At 65.7% G+C, this 16214-nt stretch carries 16 protein-coding genes; 7 read left to right on the top strand and 9 right to left on the bottom strand.

Annotated features, from left to right (window positions below; translation table 11 throughout):
* Positions 1 to 33: 33 nt before the first annotated feature.
* A complete protein-coding gene (locus tag PU724_RS15565; RefSeq protein WP_354420043.1) occupies positions 34 to 1026 on the top strand; it encodes a glycosyltransferase family 2 protein in 993 nt (330 codons plus the stop codon).
* Between the two features lie 179 nt (positions 1027 to 1205).
* Positions 1206 to 2141, top strand: a complete 936-nt coding sequence (locus tag PU724_RS15570; RefSeq protein WP_320320221.1) for a glycosyltransferase family 2 protein — start codon at positions 1206 to 1208, stop codon at positions 2139 to 2141.
* A gap of 128 nt (positions 2142 to 2269) precedes the next feature.
* Here PU724_RS15570 and PU724_RS15575 read toward each other — a convergent pair whose 3' ends face one another.
* From PU724_RS15575 to PU724_RS15585, 3 genes are all read right to left on the bottom strand, one after another.
* Positions 2270 to 3070: a DUF1194 domain-containing protein gene (locus PU724_RS15575; protein ID WP_354420044.1), complete on the bottom strand. Its 801-nt coding sequence runs from the start codon at positions 3068 to 3070 to the stop codon at positions 2270 to 2272.
* Between the two features lie 67 nt (positions 3071 to 3137).
* Positions 3138 to 4961 (bottom strand): ABC transporter ATP-binding protein/permease, encoded by a 1824-nt coding sequence (locus tag PU724_RS15580; protein ID WP_354420045.1) that lies wholly within the window; start codon positions 4959 to 4961, stop codon positions 3138 to 3140.
* A 116-nt stretch (positions 4962 to 5077) separates the two neighbouring features.
* Positions 5078 to 5854: a class I SAM-dependent methyltransferase gene (locus PU724_RS15585; RefSeq protein WP_292106871.1), complete on the bottom strand. Its 777-nt coding sequence runs from the start codon at positions 5852 to 5854 to the stop codon at positions 5078 to 5080.
* A gap of 198 nt (positions 5855 to 6052) precedes the next feature.
* Here PU724_RS15585 and gloB point away from each other — a divergent pair, with 198 nt between their 5' ends.
* Positions 6053 to 6820 carry a hydroxyacylglutathione hydrolase gene (gene gloB / locus PU724_RS15590; RefSeq protein WP_292348526.1) on the top strand — a complete coding sequence of 256 codons (768 nt, stop codon included), beginning with the start codon at positions 6053 to 6055 and terminating at the stop codon, positions 6818 to 6820.
* Between the two features lie 22 nt (positions 6821 to 6842).
* Positions 6843 to 7268, top strand: a complete 426-nt coding sequence (locus tag PU724_RS15595; protein ID WP_292106874.1) for a cupin domain-containing protein — start codon at positions 6843 to 6845, stop codon at positions 7266 to 7268.
* A gap of 54 nt (positions 7269 to 7322) precedes the next feature.
* On the opposite strand, the gene PU724_RS15600 is transcribed toward PU724_RS15595, so the two are convergent.
* From PU724_RS15600 to PU724_RS15610, 3 genes are read right to left on the bottom strand one after another with little or no spacing between them, the layout of a single operon-like run.
* On the bottom strand, positions 7323 to 7994 hold the full coding sequence (locus PU724_RS15600; protein ID WP_354420046.1) for a lysoplasmalogenase family protein: 672 nt from the start codon (positions 7992 to 7994) through the stop codon (positions 7323 to 7325).
* Entirely contained in the window at positions 7991 to 8878 is an 888-nt protein-coding gene (gene yddG, locus PU724_RS15605; protein WP_354420047.1) for an aromatic amino acid exporter YddG, read from the bottom strand. Before yddG ends, PU724_RS15600 begins: the two co-directional genes overlap by 4 nt.
* A gap of 28 nt (positions 8879 to 8906) precedes the next feature.
* The gene (locus PU724_RS15610; RefSeq protein ID WP_127392927.1) at positions 8907 to 9713 is read right to left on the bottom strand and encodes a DUF3108 domain-containing protein; all 807 of its coding nucleotides are present in this window, start codon (positions 9711 to 9713) and stop codon (positions 8907 to 8909) included.
* 240 nt (positions 9714 to 9953) lie between these two features.
* Here PU724_RS15610 and rpmB point away from each other — a divergent pair, with 240 nt between their 5' ends.
* The 3 genes from rpmB to PU724_RS15625 all read left to right on the top strand — a co-directional run bounded on the left by rpmB (position 9954) and on the right by PU724_RS15625 (position 11726).
* Complete coding sequence (rpmB, locus tag PU724_RS15615) at positions 9954 to 10250, top strand: 50S ribosomal protein L28 (protein WP_127286026.1); 297 nt, start codon at positions 9954 to 9956, stop codon at positions 10248 to 10250.
* Positions 10251 to 10336: 86 nt separating this feature from the next.
* Entirely contained in the window at positions 10337 to 11017 is a 681-nt protein-coding gene (locus PU724_RS15620) for a queuosine precursor transporter (protein ID WP_354420048.1), read from the top strand.
* A gap of 28 nt (positions 11018 to 11045) precedes the next feature.
* Positions 11046 to 11726, top strand: a complete 681-nt coding sequence (locus tag PU724_RS15625) for a spermidine synthase (RefSeq protein WP_354420049.1) — start codon at positions 11046 to 11048, stop codon at positions 11724 to 11726.
* 96 nt (positions 11727 to 11822) lie between these two features.
* On the opposite strand, the gene PU724_RS15630 is transcribed toward PU724_RS15625, so the two are convergent.
* From PU724_RS15630 to cobT, 3 genes are all read right to left on the bottom strand, one after another.
* Positions 11823 to 13127 carry a hypothetical protein gene (locus PU724_RS15630; RefSeq protein ID WP_354420050.1) on the bottom strand — a complete coding sequence of 435 codons (1305 nt, stop codon included), beginning with the start codon at positions 13125 to 13127 and terminating at the stop codon, positions 11823 to 11825.
* A gap of 132 nt (positions 13128 to 13259) precedes the next feature.
* Positions 13260 to 14252: an esterase-like activity of phytase family protein gene (locus PU724_RS15635; RefSeq protein ID WP_426213324.1), complete on the bottom strand. Its 993-nt coding sequence runs from the start codon at positions 14250 to 14252 to the stop codon at positions 13260 to 13262.
* A gap of 26 nt (positions 14253 to 14278) precedes the next feature.
* Entirely contained in the window at positions 14279 to 16177 is a 1899-nt protein-coding gene (gene cobT, locus PU724_RS15640) for a cobaltochelatase subunit CobT (RefSeq protein WP_135908622.1), read from the bottom strand.
* Positions 16178 to 16214: the final 37 nt, after the last annotated feature.

Here is a 16214-nt window from a genome sequence, read left to right on the forward strand (position 1 = left end):
GACATACGCTCCGATGAACCGGTAGCGCCCCCGATGGCTGACGAATACCCCGACTATTCAATCGTCGTGGAAATGGAGAACGCCAAGTCGATCGACTGGGCGGAGATCGGCGTTGGGCTGAACGCCCTGGCGCGCGAGATCGCCGCGGTTTCCGCGACCGGCTTTGCAAGACCGAAAGTCATCATCTCGCATGGCGGGGAGGAAGAGGACGCGGACACGCTCCGGCGCAACTTCCATACCCAGGCGCCACAGTTGGAAGAGGTGGCGGAGATAAGCTTCGCAGCTTGTCCCGGCGGCCGCTACTACGACCTCAAGAACAACGGGATCAAGGAAACCGAGGGCGAACTGGTCGTCTTCCTGGACTCCGACACCGTTCCGGAAGCGGACTGGCTCGCAACCCTGCTCGGCCCGTTTCAGGATCCCGGGATCGTCTGCGTCAACGGCTATACCTATCTCTTGTGCGACGACTTCTTTTCGAGAACCTTTGCCATGATGTGGTTCTTCCCGATGGCCGAGGGTGATAAGCGGTTCGCCTCGAAACGGGCGCTCAACGCCAACAACATCGCCTTCCGGCGCGAGTGGATTTCCAGCCACCCGTTTCCGGAAAACAATGGCTTCAAGGTCTCCTGCACCTTGCTGATGCACGAGCTGCGGCGCCAAGGCCACCAGCCGAGCAACGTCAACGCCCGCGTCTACCACTATCCCCCGCGGGGCTGGCGGTTCTTCTTCTGGCGGGCACTGGTGACCGGCCGGGATGCCGACAGGAAATTCGTCGCGCAGCGCTCGCCCACGCGCGGCGCGCGCATCGTCAAGTCGTTCAGCCGCTGGTTCACCATGTCGTGGCGCACGACGCGGCGCATCGTGAGCCATGCCCGCCAGGCAGGCATGCCGGCCTGGCAGATCCCGTTCTCCCTGATCGTCGGCCAGGCGTTCTATGCCTTGATGTTCTGGGGCCAGTTCAGCTTTGCCGCGGGGATCGTTGGCGACAGGGTCGAGCTGGTGCCGGACTATGTCGGGCACAGCTGAGGCCGGTGTTGCAATTGAGGCGCGGCGTCTCGAAATCTGCCGATTGCAGGCACGGGCGCGGGCGGTCGAGGTGACACAGAGACTGCTTTTTTGTAGCGTCCCGCTGAACGCAAGCTTGGGCGGGCATGGAAGACGGCAACAAATCCATCCGAATATCCCAGAATCCGGGGCCTGATCGCATGCCGAAAGCGCCCGAGCCGGCCCCGCTCATCACAGTGATCACGCCGACCCACAACCGGCGCAGCCAGGTTGTGCGCGCCGTGGAAAGCGTGCTGGCGCAGACCCTTACCCGCTTCGAGCACATCGTCGTCGACGATGGCTCCACCGACGCCACCGCGGCGGCGCTTGCCGAAATCCGCGACCCGCGGCTGATCTATGTCGGAGCCAAATGGCGTGGTGCCAACGCCGCCCGCAATGCCGGCATCGAGCGCGCGCGCGCGCCGATCGTCACCTTCCTTGATTCGGATGATGTCTATCTGCCGGACCGGCTGGAGCGGACGCTGGCGCGCTTCGACGACAACCCGTCGCTCGAGGTGCTCATCAGCTCCTTCGTTTCGGTGAAGGGCAACCGGGCCACCAAATGCGTCAACCGCGAGGCATTCCTGACCCGGAACATGCTGGAACGGGCGCTGGTCTCCCAGACCATCTTCATCGCCGGTTCGGCGATAACCGCCCGGCATGAATCGCTGCTGGCGATCGGCGGCTACGACAGCGACATCGCGCGCATGCAGGATCGCGAATTGCTGCTGCGCTTCGCCCGCCGCGGCGGCGCGCTGCTCACCGAGGAAATCGACTGGAAGAAATACAATTCGGAGAATTCGATTTCCGGCCGCCGCGACGGCTATGTCGAGGCCTATGCGAACCTCATCGACAAGCACCCCTACATCGCTGACCGCTATCCCGAAATCCCGCCCTATATGATCGCGCGCCAGATCATCGCCGATACGATGAAGGGCAGGGTTTCGCAGGCATTCGCCGGTTATCTGGCCAACCGCTCGTCCAAGTCGCTCGGCTACTCGCTGCCGCAGCTGTTGCGCGGCTATGTCGACGGCCGCCGCCGCCGGCGTGACCTTTATGACGAGTTCCGCCAGAAATACGGCGCGCGGCCCGCCTGATCTTGTCGTGCCCCGAACCTGTCGGCTTAGAGCAATTCCAGGAAAAGTGTGTAACGGTTTTCCGTCCTCAATCGCGTAGAACCAAATAGTTAGCGCGGTTCGGCGATTCCTTGAAACGCTGAACCGCTCTAGCGATCGAGTTCCGGGAAATAGGGATCGGAATAGAAACGGCGGTCGCGCTCGCCCTGCAGGCAGTCGATGGGCGGCTCGGCATCGATCCGGACCGCCGCCGTGTCGGCGATGCCGCTCACCTCGAGGATCAGCTTGCGCCGGATGGCGGTCGAGAACTCGGAAGCCGCGTAGATCGGCAGCACGAAGGAGCCGGGCCCACCGGTGACGCATTGGGCATAGTAGCGGTCGAGATGGCTGAAGGTGGGCGACGGGCTGATCAGGATCGGCAGGCCGTTGACGACGATGCCCCTGGCCAGTGCCGCGTCGCGCTCGGAGGTGACGGGCGGACCGGTGTTGTTGGGTCCGTCGCCCGAGATGTCGATGACGCGCCGCTCGGCCGCGAAGGCGGTTTGCTCGAAAAGCCCGGTGCCAAAGGCGAGCGCGCCGGAGATCGAGGTGCCGCGGAAGCTGCGGAACGGCCGCGCTGCGATCCTGTCGGCGAACATATTGGCGCTGTCGCTGCCGTCGATGATCTGCCAGGCAAGCACCGCGTCGTCGCGGATGGTGCCCGCCCACTCGAAATAGGCGATCGCGATGCGGCCGTTGGTCCCGGCGCGCACCGCCCTGATGAAGTCCGGATGCCGGAGCGCCTCGACGTAGCCGGCGCGCTGCAACGCGAATTCGCGCTCGTCCATCGACGTCGAGATGTCGACCGCCAGCACCAGTTCGACGTCCACGGCGGCCGGTGCGGCCGGCATCGGCACAGGCGCGGCCTGGGCGCAGCCGAGACAGGCAAGCAGGCTGAGCATGTCGAGCATGGCCGCGTGCGTCCGGTTTGACGGGCCTGATCTTCTGCGGTGATCGCGGCGAAATAAAGCTTGGCTTTTACTTCTTCCTGCGCGGGGCCGGCGGCGGCGGCTCGATCGCTCCGGCCCTGACCCGCGCCGGCTTGAGCGCCGATCGGCCAGCATCCTTCACGATCGTCAGCGAACGCGGGAAGAACTGGTTGTTGTGCTGGCCACGGCCGATGTTGAGGATGGCGGCGTCCGGCAGCCGCTTCTCCAGCATCGCCAGCACGCGCCGCAGCGTCGCGCCGTCGAACGTGTCCATCGCCTCGTCGATGATCACCCATTTTGGCCGCTTGAGTGCCAGCCTGGCGACAGCAAGCAGGCGCTGCTCGTCGTCGGCGAGCTCGTGCTCCCAGCGCGCCGAACGGTCGAGCGAGGAGGCAAGCCGTTCGAGGCCGACCTCCGTCAGCACCGCCGCGATCTCGGTGTCCTCGACCGTGATGCCGTCGGCATGGTTCAGCACCTCGCGCAGTGTGCCGAGCGGGAAATAGGGCATGCGCGGGACGAAGACCGGCGCCGCCCCGGCCGGCATGCCGATGCTGCCGCTGCCCCATGGCCACAGCCCGGCAATGGCGCGGAAGAACAGCGTCTTGCCGGCGCGCGGGTCGCCGGTGATCATGACGCGCTCGCCGGGGCGTATCTCGACCTCCGGCTCGGCAAGCCTTGTGCAGCCGTCCGGCGAAGCGACCTCCAGCCTCTCGAAGGTCAGCGTGCCGCCGGCGTTCTCGGTAAAGGTGATGCGCTTTTCGGTGTCGTGGAAAACGTCGGTCTCGGCAAGCGCGATGCGGAAATCGGCGACGCGCATCAGCGTCGCCCGCCAGTCGGCGATGCCGCCTATGTTGTTGATGAACCAGCGCAGCGAGGAATGGACCTGGTTGAAGGCCCCAACCGCCATCATCAGCCCGCCGAAGCTGATGTCGCCGGCGAAATAGACCGGCGCCGCCACCAGGATCGGCGCCACCACGGTTATCCAGCCATAGGTGTCGGTGACCCAGGAGAGATTGATCTGGGCGCCGTAGATGCGCCGCATGGCGCCGAGCACCATGCCGAGGTCGAGCTCGAGCTGCCGCCTGGCGTCGGCCTCGCCATGCGCGAGCGCGATGGCGTCGACATTCTCGTTGACGCGGACCATCGACGACCTGAGCTCGGCCTCGCGCGTGTAGCGGTCGCTGTTGAAGCGGATCAGCGGCCGCCCGACCAGCCAGCTCAGCCATGAGGCGATGCCGGCATAGAGGATCGCCGCCCACACCATGTAGCCGGGGATCTCCAGCGCATGGCCGCCGATATGGAAAACGAAGCCGGAGGAGAGCTGCCAAAGCACGCCGATGAACGACACCAGCAGGATGAAGGACTGCAGCAGCCCGACGCCGAGATCGGTCGACAGGTCGGAGAGATGCCCGGCATCCTGCTGCATGCGCTGGTCCGGATTGACGCCGATTGCGCCGGCATGCGCCAGTCGGAAGGCGCGCGCCGGCCGCATCCACTCCTCGATCAGGTCGAGCGTCAGCGCCTGGCGCAGCTTCAGCCGGATCATCTGGTTGAGCCAGGTCTGGCCGACATTGAGCACCAGCAGCCCACCGGCGATGGCCGCGAAGACCATAAGCTGGTGCAGGAAACCCGGCAGGTCGCGCCGCGCCAGCGCATCGTAGAAGGGCTGGTTCCAGCGGTTGAGCAGCACCTGGCCGATCGCGGTCGCGACGATGACGGCGACGATGCCCAGGCAGGCCCAGACGAACTGCCTGCGCACCGGCGAGGATTTCAGCGCTTGCTTGATCGTCCTCACCTGGTCGCCGAGGCTGCTGATTTCGACAGACACGGCGGCAGGCGCCGGGCCGGCCTTGTCCTCCGCTTGATCAGCCATGTCAGATATCCCTGCTTTCAGAAAAAGGTGCTGAAACCGGCGCGGGTGCGACCGGCATGTCCCTCAGGCCGCGAACCCGCCCCCGACAGATAGGATGAGGCAAGGCGCCGCCGCGATCACGAACGCGTCACTTGGGCTTGCGCCTGGTTCGCCGCCAGCCGCCCGAGCCTGGTGGCGCCTTGCGGCGTCAGCACCGGCACGAAAACGCGGCGCGAGGCGCGCTGCACGACCGGCACGCCCTGGTAGAGCCGCTTCTGCGCCTCGACCACGATGACGCCGGAAAAGATCGGCCAGAACCGCCGGCCGGCGCGCTCCAGCACGTTGTGGAAGCGCATCATGAAGCGCCGCGGCGACGGCGGGAAGAACAGCGCGTCGGACCATGCCGCCGGGGTGAAATTCGCCTCGCGCAGCAATTCGGTCAGCTGGCCGCGCGAGAACGGCCGGCCGTTGCCGAACGGCGTATGCTCGAAACGCGCCCAGACGCCGCGCCGGTTGGGCACGACGATGACGACGCGGCCGGCGGGCGACAGCACGCGCCAGATCTCGTTCAGCGTCTCGCGCGGGTTCTCGACATGCTCGAGCGAGTGCACCAGCAACACGCGGTCGATGCAGGAATCGACCAGCGGCAATTCCTCGTCGAAGACCAGCGCGGTCGCTGTCGGACCGGTCGCCGGCCAGACCACGGCGCCCTGCGTTGCCGGCATGAAGGCGAAGACCCGCTCGGCGTCGGCACCGAACCGCTCCAGCCACGGCAGGGTGTAGCCGAGCCCGACCAGCCGCTCGTTTGGCACGGCCGCCCAGATCGAGGACAGCGCCATGGTGATCGAGCGCTCGGCGAGGCGCCCCAGCGTGGTCGAATAGAAGGAACGGAGGTCGACGATATCGGAATGCATGGCCGGGACGGTAGCTTCGAAGCATTGCAAGTTCAACAAAGGCGGATGACATCGGCGCCCAAGCGCCCTATGTCTGCGGCGACAACTGCATCGGCCCGAAATCGGTTTCGATTTCGGAAAGCGCGATCAGCAGATAAACAGCTTAGAGCGTCCTTTGTGCGTCCAATTGGACGCACGGCGCTTTGGTGGAGAGACGCGATGCCGGTCGAAATCGAACAGTTCATGTGCCGCAGCGACAATTTCGGCGTGCTGGTGCGTGACCCCACGAGCGGCCAGACCGCCATCATCGACGCACCAGAGGAGGCGCCGATTCTGGCCGCCATCCAGCGCACCGGCTGGACGCCGACGCTGATCCTGACCACTCACCACCATGTCGACCATGTCGAGGCCAATCTGGCGCTGAAGGAGCGCTTCAAGCTGCGCATCATCGGGCCGGAAGCGGAAAAGGAGAAAATCCCCGGCATCGACGAGACGGTCGGCGAAGGCTCCGTCATCCACCTCGGCGAGGAACGGATCGACGTCATCGCCACGCCAGGCCACACCGCCGGCCATGTCTCCTACCATCTGCCGGCCTCGAAAGTCGCCTTCACCGCCGACACGCTGTTTGCGCTGGGCTGCGGCCGGCTGTTCGAGTGCAAGCCGCCGGTTATGTACGATTCGCTGAAGAAGCTGGCGGCGCTGCCGGCCGAGACGGTCGTCTATTGCGGCCATGAATACACCCTTTCCAACGCCCGCTTCGCGCTCACCGTCGATCCGACCAATTCGGCCCTGAAGGAACGCGCCGCCCGGATCGAGGCGCTGCGCGCCGACGACAAGCCGACGCTGCCGACGACGATCGGCGAGGAATTGTCGACCAATCCGTTCCTGCGCTGGCACGACCCGGCGATCCGCAAGCATCTCGGCATGGAGACGGCCACTGACGCCGAGGTGTTCGCCGAGATCCGCAAGCGCAAGGACAATTTCTGAGCCCCGTGCTAGCTTCCGGCCGATGACCAGTGCCGCCGAAATCATCGCCACGCTCGGCCTGAAGCCGCACCCGGAGGGCGGCTGGTATGCCGAGACCTTTCGCGATGGTGCCGGGGGGGCGCGCGGCCATTCGACAGCCATCTACTTCCTTCTGGAAGAGGATCAGCTCTCGGCCTGGCACCGGGTCACGGACGCGGCCGAGGTCTGGCACTTCCATGCCGGCGCGCCGCTGGCGCTGTCGATGCATGAGGAAGGCGGCGGCGTGATCGAGCAGGTGCTGGGCATCGCCCTTGCCGCCGGCGAGCGGCCGCAGATCGTGGTGCCGGCCGGTTGGTGGCAGTCGGCGCGCAGCCTCGGCGAATGGACGCTGGTCGGCTGCACCGTGGCGCCGGGCTTCGACTTCGCCGCCTTCGAGCTGGCCGAGCCGGGCTGGCAGCCGCAAGCATGATCCCGAAAAGTGGTTACCGGTTTTCGGAAAAGATCATGCGCGATCAACAACCCCTTAGCCGAGTAGAAAACCCAAGGCGATCGCCGCCTGCGCGGCGTAGTAAAGCGCCCAGACCGCGTAGCGCATCCAGACGCGGTGCGGCGAGATGGCCGCGAGCAGGAATTTTTCGGCGGCGAGCAACCCGTCCGACGCCATAAACAGTATGGCGCCGCCGATCACCAGGCTATTGCTGGTGGTAAGCGCCGAAATCTCCATGGCGAGGATCGCCGCGACATAGACAGCGATCGGCAGGCGCAGGCTCGGGCCGACACGGCGCCAGAGCGCGGCCAGCATGACGATCGCGAATGCCGCCATGGCGAGCGCGATCGCGCCGCGCCAGGATTCGGCGCCGAGCACGTCCAGGCCGCCGCCGTTTTGCAGGAACAGCGGAACATAGAGGACATGCGCCGTAAGAAAACTCGCCAGCCCGCCGAGGAAGGCCTTCTCGCCATCGCGCGACAGGAAGGCATCGCCGACGGCGCTGAGCGCGAGCGCCGCGACGAGCAGAAGCAGGCCACCCTGCATGACGGCGAGCACCGCGAGCATGGCGACGGCAAGCGTCTTTGCCGCCGAGCGGGCGAGGCTCGGCGGCATGTTGAGCGTGAAAGCGTAGATCACCGCCGCCACCAGCGAGAACACCAGCGTCGCATTGGCGTTGGCGTCGATGCCGCCGGGAAACGGCATCATGCGTTTGCCTCACCCGTGGCCGCCTTGCGCAGCAACAGCGACTTCGCGGCAAGTGCCGCGCCGCCGGTGATGAGCACGCAGGCGGCGAGGATGCGCAGCGACGGCTCGGCGACGCCGGCAATGATCAGCACCAGCGTCGACAGCAACGGCGCGGCGTAGCTCGCCGCGCCCAGCACCTGGATATTGCCGCGCTTGACGCCGATGTCCCAGGCGTAGAAGGCGGCCCCCACCGGCATCAGCCCGAGGCCGAGCACGGCCAGCCACTGGCCGATGCCGACGGGAAGCACCGTCTGCTCAAGCAGGAAGTGGCAGGCCAGCGAAAGCACAGACGTCGCCGCGCAGAACCAGGTGACGATCGAGGTCGGCACCGATGGGAAACGCCGCGACAACAGCGAATAGGACGACCACAGGAGGGCGCAAACACCGGCCATCGCGTAGCCGAAGGCATAGCGCGCGTCGAAGGCAAGGCCGCCGCCCTTGGTGACGATGAGGACCGTGCCTGCAAGGCCGAGCAGCGCGCCGACGACGTGGTTCCAGGCCAGCCGCTCGCCCGGCATCAGCGCCGAGCCCAGCACGATCAGCAGTGGCCACAGATAGGCGATCAGGCTCGCCTCCACCGCCGGCGCGTTGCGCAGCGCGGTGAAGTAGAAGAAATGGTAGCCGAACAGCCCGGCAATGCCGATCACCCAGACCTGCGGCGGGATCTTTTCGCTGCGGTCGGCGGCCGGCATCACCAGCCGCGCGGCGAGCCCGACGCAAGTGCCGATGGCGAAGGTGATGGCCGACAGCAGGAACGGCGGCACCTGGCCGGACGCGTCGGTCAACAGCGCCAGCAACGACCACATGGCGACCGCCAAAAAGCCGATCAGTGTTGCGCGCCCCATGCCTGTCTCCGGCGGCGCGCAAACGCGCCTAGTTTATGGCTTCGAACCTTCCGGCGCTGATGGTCAGCGGACCGATCTGGGTCCCGACCGTGGCGCGGATCGGCGCATATACGCCGGTTTGGCCGAGCGGTGCAAACGTCACCATCATGCGGCTCCGGTCCTTGAGGAAATTCAGCGCCTTGCGGCCCTTGCGGTACCCCGCCACCGGCTCGAACCCCATCCGGCAGGTCACCGTGTCGCCCTTGTATCCGCGCACCGAGATCGACCCTTTCGAGGCATAGGTCAGCGTCAGGTTGGCGCGCATCTCGCCATCGTAGAACTTGACCGTGCGCCCGCAGACCTGATCGAGGCTGTCGGCGTGGATGACGGTCGCCGCCATCGGATCGAGAACCGACTTCAGGTCGCCCGCGCCAAGCGGCACCCAGCTCTTGGGATCGCGCTTCTTCGGCGCCGGGACGACCTCGGTCGAGGTCACCGCGCCATTGGCGAAACGGATATCGACCACCGAGGCCTTCTTGCCCGACGTGTAATCGGCGCGGAAGGCCTGTGGCCGCATCTGCTTGCCTGAAATAGTGCCTTTGGACGAGACCGTGCCCTTGGTATCGTCGAACAGCTTGGCGAGGCCCGCCGCCGAGACAGTGCCGTTGATCGCGTAATTGTCGCCGTCATAGCGGCTCGAGAACGTCGCCCTGGCCACTGAAAGGCCGAGGAACGACACCGTGTACTCGCCCTTGAAAGATTGTGGTGCGGCGGCGGCGAAACTTGCCGTTGGCAAGGCGACAGCCAGCAAGCCGGCGAAGGCATATGACAGACGAAGTACAGGGGGGCGAAGCATGGCGGTCCTCGATTTTCAGCCAGGAGACGGGCAATTCCTGGCTGGCATGTCCCTATGAGGCTGGCTTATAGGGTGAAATCCGGCCTTTATATGGAATATGGCTGGCTGGCCGGAGCTTGACGCGCCGGTGAAATGCCACTATGGAACGCCAACTTTTTCCATAAGGCCGCCTGACCGAGACCGCGCGCCGCCTGGCGCGGGTCGAATGGTTTGGCCGACCGAGAACTGAAGGTTAGAATCATGTCCCGCACCTGCGAGCTCACTGCCAAGGCAGTCCAGACCGGCAACAATGTGAGCCACGCCAACAACAAGACCAAGCGCCGCTTCCTGCCGAACCTGGTCAATGTGACGCTGATCTCCGAAGTGTTGAACCAGAATGTGCGCCTGCGCATTTCGGCCAACGCGCTGCGTTCGGTCGAGCACCGCGGCGGGCTCGACGCCTTCCTGGCCAAGGCCGACGCCAAGGAGCTGTCGCAGCGCGCTCGCCTCTTGAAGAAGCAGATCGCCAAGAAGCTCGCCGAGCAGGCCGCGGCTTAACAGTTTCTGGCGGGACACCGCCTTCGCAGGAGTGTCGTGCGGATTCGGCATGACATTCCGCTGGTTCCATTACCCAGGATAAAAAAATGTATTCCGTCTCGCGATATCTGCCCTTCGTGGCCGCCATGGCGCTCGTCGTCGTGGCCTCCAACATCCTCGTGCAGTTCCCGATGCAGGGTCAGATCGGCGGCCTGTCGCTGGCTGACATCTTGACCTGGGGCGCCTTCACCTACCCCTTCTCCTTCCTTGTCACCGACCTCGCCAACCGCCGCTATGGCCCGACCGTGGCGCGCAGGATCGTCTTTGTCGGCTTCATGACGGCGGTGATCTGCTCGATCCTCGTCCCGCCCTTCCTGTTCCGCCACGGCCTGATCGAATTCGAGACCGCCGCCGACCGGCTGGTGCGCATTGCCGCCGCCTCCGGCGCCGCCTTCCTCACCGCGCAACTGCTCGACGTCACCGTGTTCAACCGGCTGCGCCGGCAGAGCTGGTGGCGGGCGCCGATCGTCGGCACGCTGGTCGGCTCGGTGTTCGACACCGTCGTCTTCTTCGGCGTCGCCTTCTCCGCCGCTTTCGCCCTTGCCGGCCCGAACGACAGCTTCGCGCTGGAGGCGGCGCCGTTGCTGGGTGTGCTGCCGGTCGAGACCATGCGCTGGGTGTCCTGGGCGCTGGGCGACCTCTCGGTGAAGCTGATCATCGCCGTGGTGGCGCTGATCCCCTACCGGCTGCTCGCCGCCCGCTGGAGCCAGCCGGCGCTGGCGACGTAGCCATGATCCCAAAAAGTGGAATCAGGCATTGATCCCTTGGGTCCAGCTCGATTCGGCGAAGACACCGGACGGCGGGCAGGAATTGCGCCTGAAGCAGCGCGGTACTGAATTTTCCATCATGCTGGGCACCAACGAGCTGATGAACAGCCGTCTCAGCGGCTCCGAGCAGGCGCTTGCAAAACTCGCCTGCGAAAGGATCGCCGGTCACCAGCAGCCGAAAATCCTGATCGGCGGCCTGGGCATGGGCTTCACGCTACGCGCCGCCCTTGCCGAACTTGGTCCTGACGCAAGCGTCACCATCGCCGAACTGGTGCCGGCCGTCATCGCCTGGGCGCGCGGTCCCATGGCCGGCATTTTCGACGGCTGCCTCGACGATCCTCGCGTCAGCATCCAGGAAAGCGATGTCGGGCGCGTCATCGGCGCCGGGAAATCGGCCTGGGACGCCATCCTGCTCGATGTCGACAACGGCCCGGAAGGCATCGTCTACAAGGGCAACGACGCGCTCTACGGCGCCGCCGGCCTCGGCAAGGCACGCGCCGCGCTCCGCCCCGGCGGCGTACTGGCGGTGTGGTCGCAGGGCCCCGACAGCGGCTTTACGCGCCGCCTCAAGCAGGCGGGCTTCGCCGTCGAGGAGGTCAAGGCGCGCGCCCATGGCAAGCGTGGCGCCCGCCATGTCATCTGGATCGCGACCGCTCCGGAAGCGCGATAGGGAAACCCTGCGCCTCGCGCGGAATGGCCAGCAATTTCCAGATACCGGTCGGGCACCAGCTCGCCGCCGCGGCCAACCGTGAAAAGGCAATGCGCCCTATCTCAGTGTGAGCGAGAAGCCGCCGGCGCCGTGGGCATCGAAGTATCGGTACAGGGTGGAAGCATTCCAGCCCTGCGGCGCCTCGCGGCGGACCTCGAGGTGATCTGAGTCCTCGAAGCTCAATTCGGGCGCGGGTCCTTTCAACGCCGCCGCGCTGTAATCCAGGGTCACGGAGTCGCCAGTGTCGGCAAAGGAGATGGTGATCTTGCCGTCGCCATAGCTGATGTCAGCGTCGTCGATTGAGCGCTCGGCGAAGACGATCGTGGTCTCTCCGGCAACGCGGACGACGTCGTTGCCGTCACCGCGATCGAAGAACAGCTTGGCTTTGTCCGTGCCGGTGAGATCGATCCTGTCGTCGCCCAGCCCGCCCGAAATCGCGGCGGCGGTGCCTGCATTGATCGTGATGGTGTCGTCGCCGCGGCCGCCCTCGACCTGATCGACCTTGGCGGCGGCGATCGTGATGGCATCATCACCATCGTCTCCACGGATGCCGAAGGCGGCCTGCCCGCTCGCGACAGTGATGATGTCGGAGCCTTGGCCACCGGAAATGTCACCGACGCTTTGCCCGGCGACAGTGATGATGTCCTGGCCCTGGCCGCCTGAAATACTGCGCGCTTCATTGCCCGCCGCAACGGTGATGATGTCGTCGCCGGCATCGCCGGTAACGTTGTCGATGTTCGTTCCACCCGCAAGGGAAAGCACATCGCGCCCGTCGCCGCCCCAGACTCCCGAAATATCCCGTCCCGCCGAAACGGCGAGCGCGTCGTCGCCTTCGCCGGCCGAGACGTTATAGACATCGCGTCCGGCGGCAATGTTGACGACATCATTGCCGGCGCCGGCGAAGATGCCGCGACCGCTTGGCACGAAGACCGAGATTTCGTGGTTGACGGCGTTGGATGCCTTCAGCGCCATGGCGCCTGCCGTCGTGCTGCCCTGCCAATAGTCTGAAGTTGCGTCCTCGGTGGCTACCAGATCGAGCCGATCGTTTCCGTCTCCCAGGGAGACGTAGTTCGGCGCGGTGTCGTCGCCGGACGAGGTAATGTCGACCGTATCGTTGCCGGATCCGGTTTCGATGAACTCTGCGTTGACGGGCATGACGACAAGATAGCCGCCGCTGCTCCAGGGCCCTTCAATCGACAGCTTGACGATCCTTTCCAGCGCGCTTTGCTGGGCGCTGTCGCCGCTGCGAAGGCTCGGACCATCGGTCAGCAGACCGACTGGTTGCGGCGCCTCACCGGGTTCGCCCCTTTGCAGCAATTGCAGGGCTACCTGATGTCGCGATATGGATGGGACGGTCGTCATTAGCCCGGAACCGGTTGCGCGATTCCAGAAAGGCGCCGCCAGACTGAAACCCAGGATTGCATCCGAGTTTCACCGCTCGGGGTTACCAAACCGTGCATGGCGGCCTGGGTCGGGCAGAAATCCGGTATCGGCTCAATCCTCGTGCAGGATGAATTCCAGGTAGAGGTTGCGCTGCAGGATCGAGTGGTTGTCGTCCGACATCAGCGACACCATCTGCGCGCCGTCGTCGCGGGTCCAGACGTCGAGCCCTTCCATATTGTCGATCTGGTAGCCCATGTCGGCTTCCAGCAGCACCGGACCGTCGGCGACGGCGCCCTTCTCGACGCTCTCGCCATAGATGCGCCTGAGCCGCATCTTCACCCCGCCGGCCATCGAGAAGCTTCGTTCGAGCAGCAGCAGGTCGCCATCTGGCAGGAAGGCGCCGTCGGTGATGTCGAAATCGCCGTTGCGCTTGACGGTGAAAACGCCCTTGTTCGGCCCCTCGATGATCGCGGCATAGATGTTGCCGGCCTTGTCGAGGCTCTTTTCCGACACCACGACCAGCCCGCCTTCGTGCTGGCCGTAGGGATTGGCGTGGGTGACGGTCTCGAAGCCGCGATTCTGGCGCAGCTCCCGGGCCGGCACCAGATAGTCGAGCTCCTTGAACGGCGCCTTCATCTTGTCGGGATCGATCCTGAACTGGGCGACGCGCTGGTTGCGCTCGAAGCCGACCGTGGCGATGCCATCCTTGACCGCGAGGCCTTCCGCGTCGACTTCCCATTTCCTTTCGATCGGCTGCCCCGATTGGTCGACCATCTGCTGCATGCGGAAATTCTGGATGCCCGACGGCCGCTTGTCGGCATCGTGCGTCACGGTGCCGAAGAACCAGAAGCCGGTGTCGGCGACCCCGATGAAATCGCCGCCAGGCTTCAGGAAGCGAAAGGCCGACAGCGCGCCGAAATCGCGCGACGGCGAGGTCATCTCCAGCCCGCCGACGAATTCGAGCGGGCCGAACTTCCTGTCGTCGTGACCGATGTGGAACTGGTTGATCGGCCGCGCCGAGATCTCGACCGGCTCGATGGAAGCCGGACCGGCGGCGATGGCCGGCGACAGCATGCCGGCCAGCGCGCAGGCAGCCAGAACCATACGCCGCAAGCTCCGCCCCGAGATCCTCATCCGGCGCGCCGCAGACCGCCGCGCCGCATCTCGCGGGCGCTTTCCTCGCCGAACAGCGAAGCCAGCTGCTCGGTCATGGCGCCGGCCAGTTCCTCGGCATCGACGATGGTGACGGCACGGCGGTAGTAGCGGGTTACGTCATGGCCGATGCCGATGGCCAGAAGCTCGACCGGCGACCGCGTCTCGATCAGCTCGATGACCGCGCGCAGATGCCGCTCCAGGTAGTTGCCGGGATTGACCGAGAGCGTGGAATCGTCGACCGGCGCGCCGTCGGAGATCATCATCAGGATCTTGCGCTGCTCCGGCCGTCCGATCAGCCGGTTATGCGCCCAAAGCAGCGCCTCGCCGTCGATGTTTTCCTTGAGCAGGCCCTCGCGCATCATCAGGCCGAGATTGCGCCGCGCCCGCCGCCACGGATGGTCGGCGGATTTGTAGATGATGTGGCGCAGATCGTTGAGCCGGCCGGGGTTCGGCGGCTTGCCGTCCTTCAGCCATTTCTCGCGCGCCTGCCCACCCTTCCAGGCGCGGGTGGTGAAGCCGAGGATCTCGACCGAGACGCCGCAGCGCTCCAGCGTGCGCGCCAATATGTCGGCACAGGTGGCGGCGACGGTGATCGGCCGGCCGCGCATCGAGCCGGAATTGTCGAGCACAAGCGACACCACCGTGTCGCGGAATTTCGTGTCGCGCTCCTGCTTGAACGACAGCGGCTGCATCGGATCGATGACGACGCGCACCAGCCGCGACGGATCGAGATAGCCTTCCTCGAGGTCGAAATCCCACGAGCGGTTCTGCTGCGCCATCAGCCGGCGTTGCAGCCGGTTGGCCAATCTGCCGACGACGCCGGAAAGATTGGCAAGCTGCTTGTCGAGGAAGGCGCGCAGCCGGTCGAGCTCCTCTTCCTCGCACAATTCCTCGGCGCCGACCGTCTCGTCGAAAGCCGTGGTGAAGACCTTGTAGTCGATCTCCTTCGGCAGGTTGGTGAAGGGATTGTCGTTGCGCCGCGCCTCGCCGGGCGTCTCCGCGTCGGAATCGTCCTCGTCGGAGAGGTCGTCGGCAGTGGCGTCGGACGCTTCCGTCTCGGCCGACTGCTCGTCATCGTCGGACGCCTCGGCGTCGTCGGACTGCGACTGTTCGGAGCCGGAATCGTCCTCGCCGCCCTCCTCGCTCTGCTCCTCGCCCTGCGGCTCGTTGTCGTCATTGTCCTCGGTGTCTTCGCTCTCCTGGTCGTCGCCGAGCTCCTCGGCCATCTCCATGGAGACCAGCATGTCGCGCACGATGCGGGCAAAAGCCTGCTGGTCGTCGAGCTTGGCCGACAGGCCGTCGAGATCGGCGCTGGCCTTCTCCTCGACCCAGGGGCGCCACAGATCGACCAGGCGCTCGCCGCTCCTGGGCACGGCGCGGCCGGTGAGCTTCTCGCGCACCATCAGCGCCACCGCCTCCTCGAGCGGCGCGTCGGCCTTGTCTTTGACGTCGACGAGGTTCGCCTTGGCGTATTTGTCCTCCAGCATCGAGCCGATATTGTCGGCGACGCCCTGCATGGCGCGGCTGCCGATCGCCTCGACACGGGCCTGCTCGACCGCGTCGTAGATCGAGCGCGCCAGCTTGCCTTCCGGCGCCAGCTTGTTGTGGATGCGCTGATCGTGGCAGGCGCGCTTCAGCGCCATGGAATCGCCGAGCCCGCGGGTGATGGCGATATCGGCCCTCGAGGCCTTCTTCGGCAGTTCGGGCAGCCGGGCGCGGCTGCCGGCGAGCGCCGGTCGGTCCTTGGCGAAACCGACCTCGAGGTCCTTGTCGCCGGCAATGGCGCGCATGCAGACGGTCACCGAGCGCTTGAAGCTGTCGGCTTCAGACCCGTTCTTCGGCTTGTTGCGCGTATTGTCGCCCGGACCCGCCATCAATCATCCCTGGAGCATGGTGTCGGCCGAAAAGTCA

It is taken from the genome of Mesorhizobium abyssinicae, from assembly GCF_049887195.1.
Classification (GTDB): domain Bacteria; phylum Pseudomonadota; class Alphaproteobacteria; order Rhizobiales; family Rhizobiaceae; genus Mesorhizobium; species Mesorhizobium abyssinicae.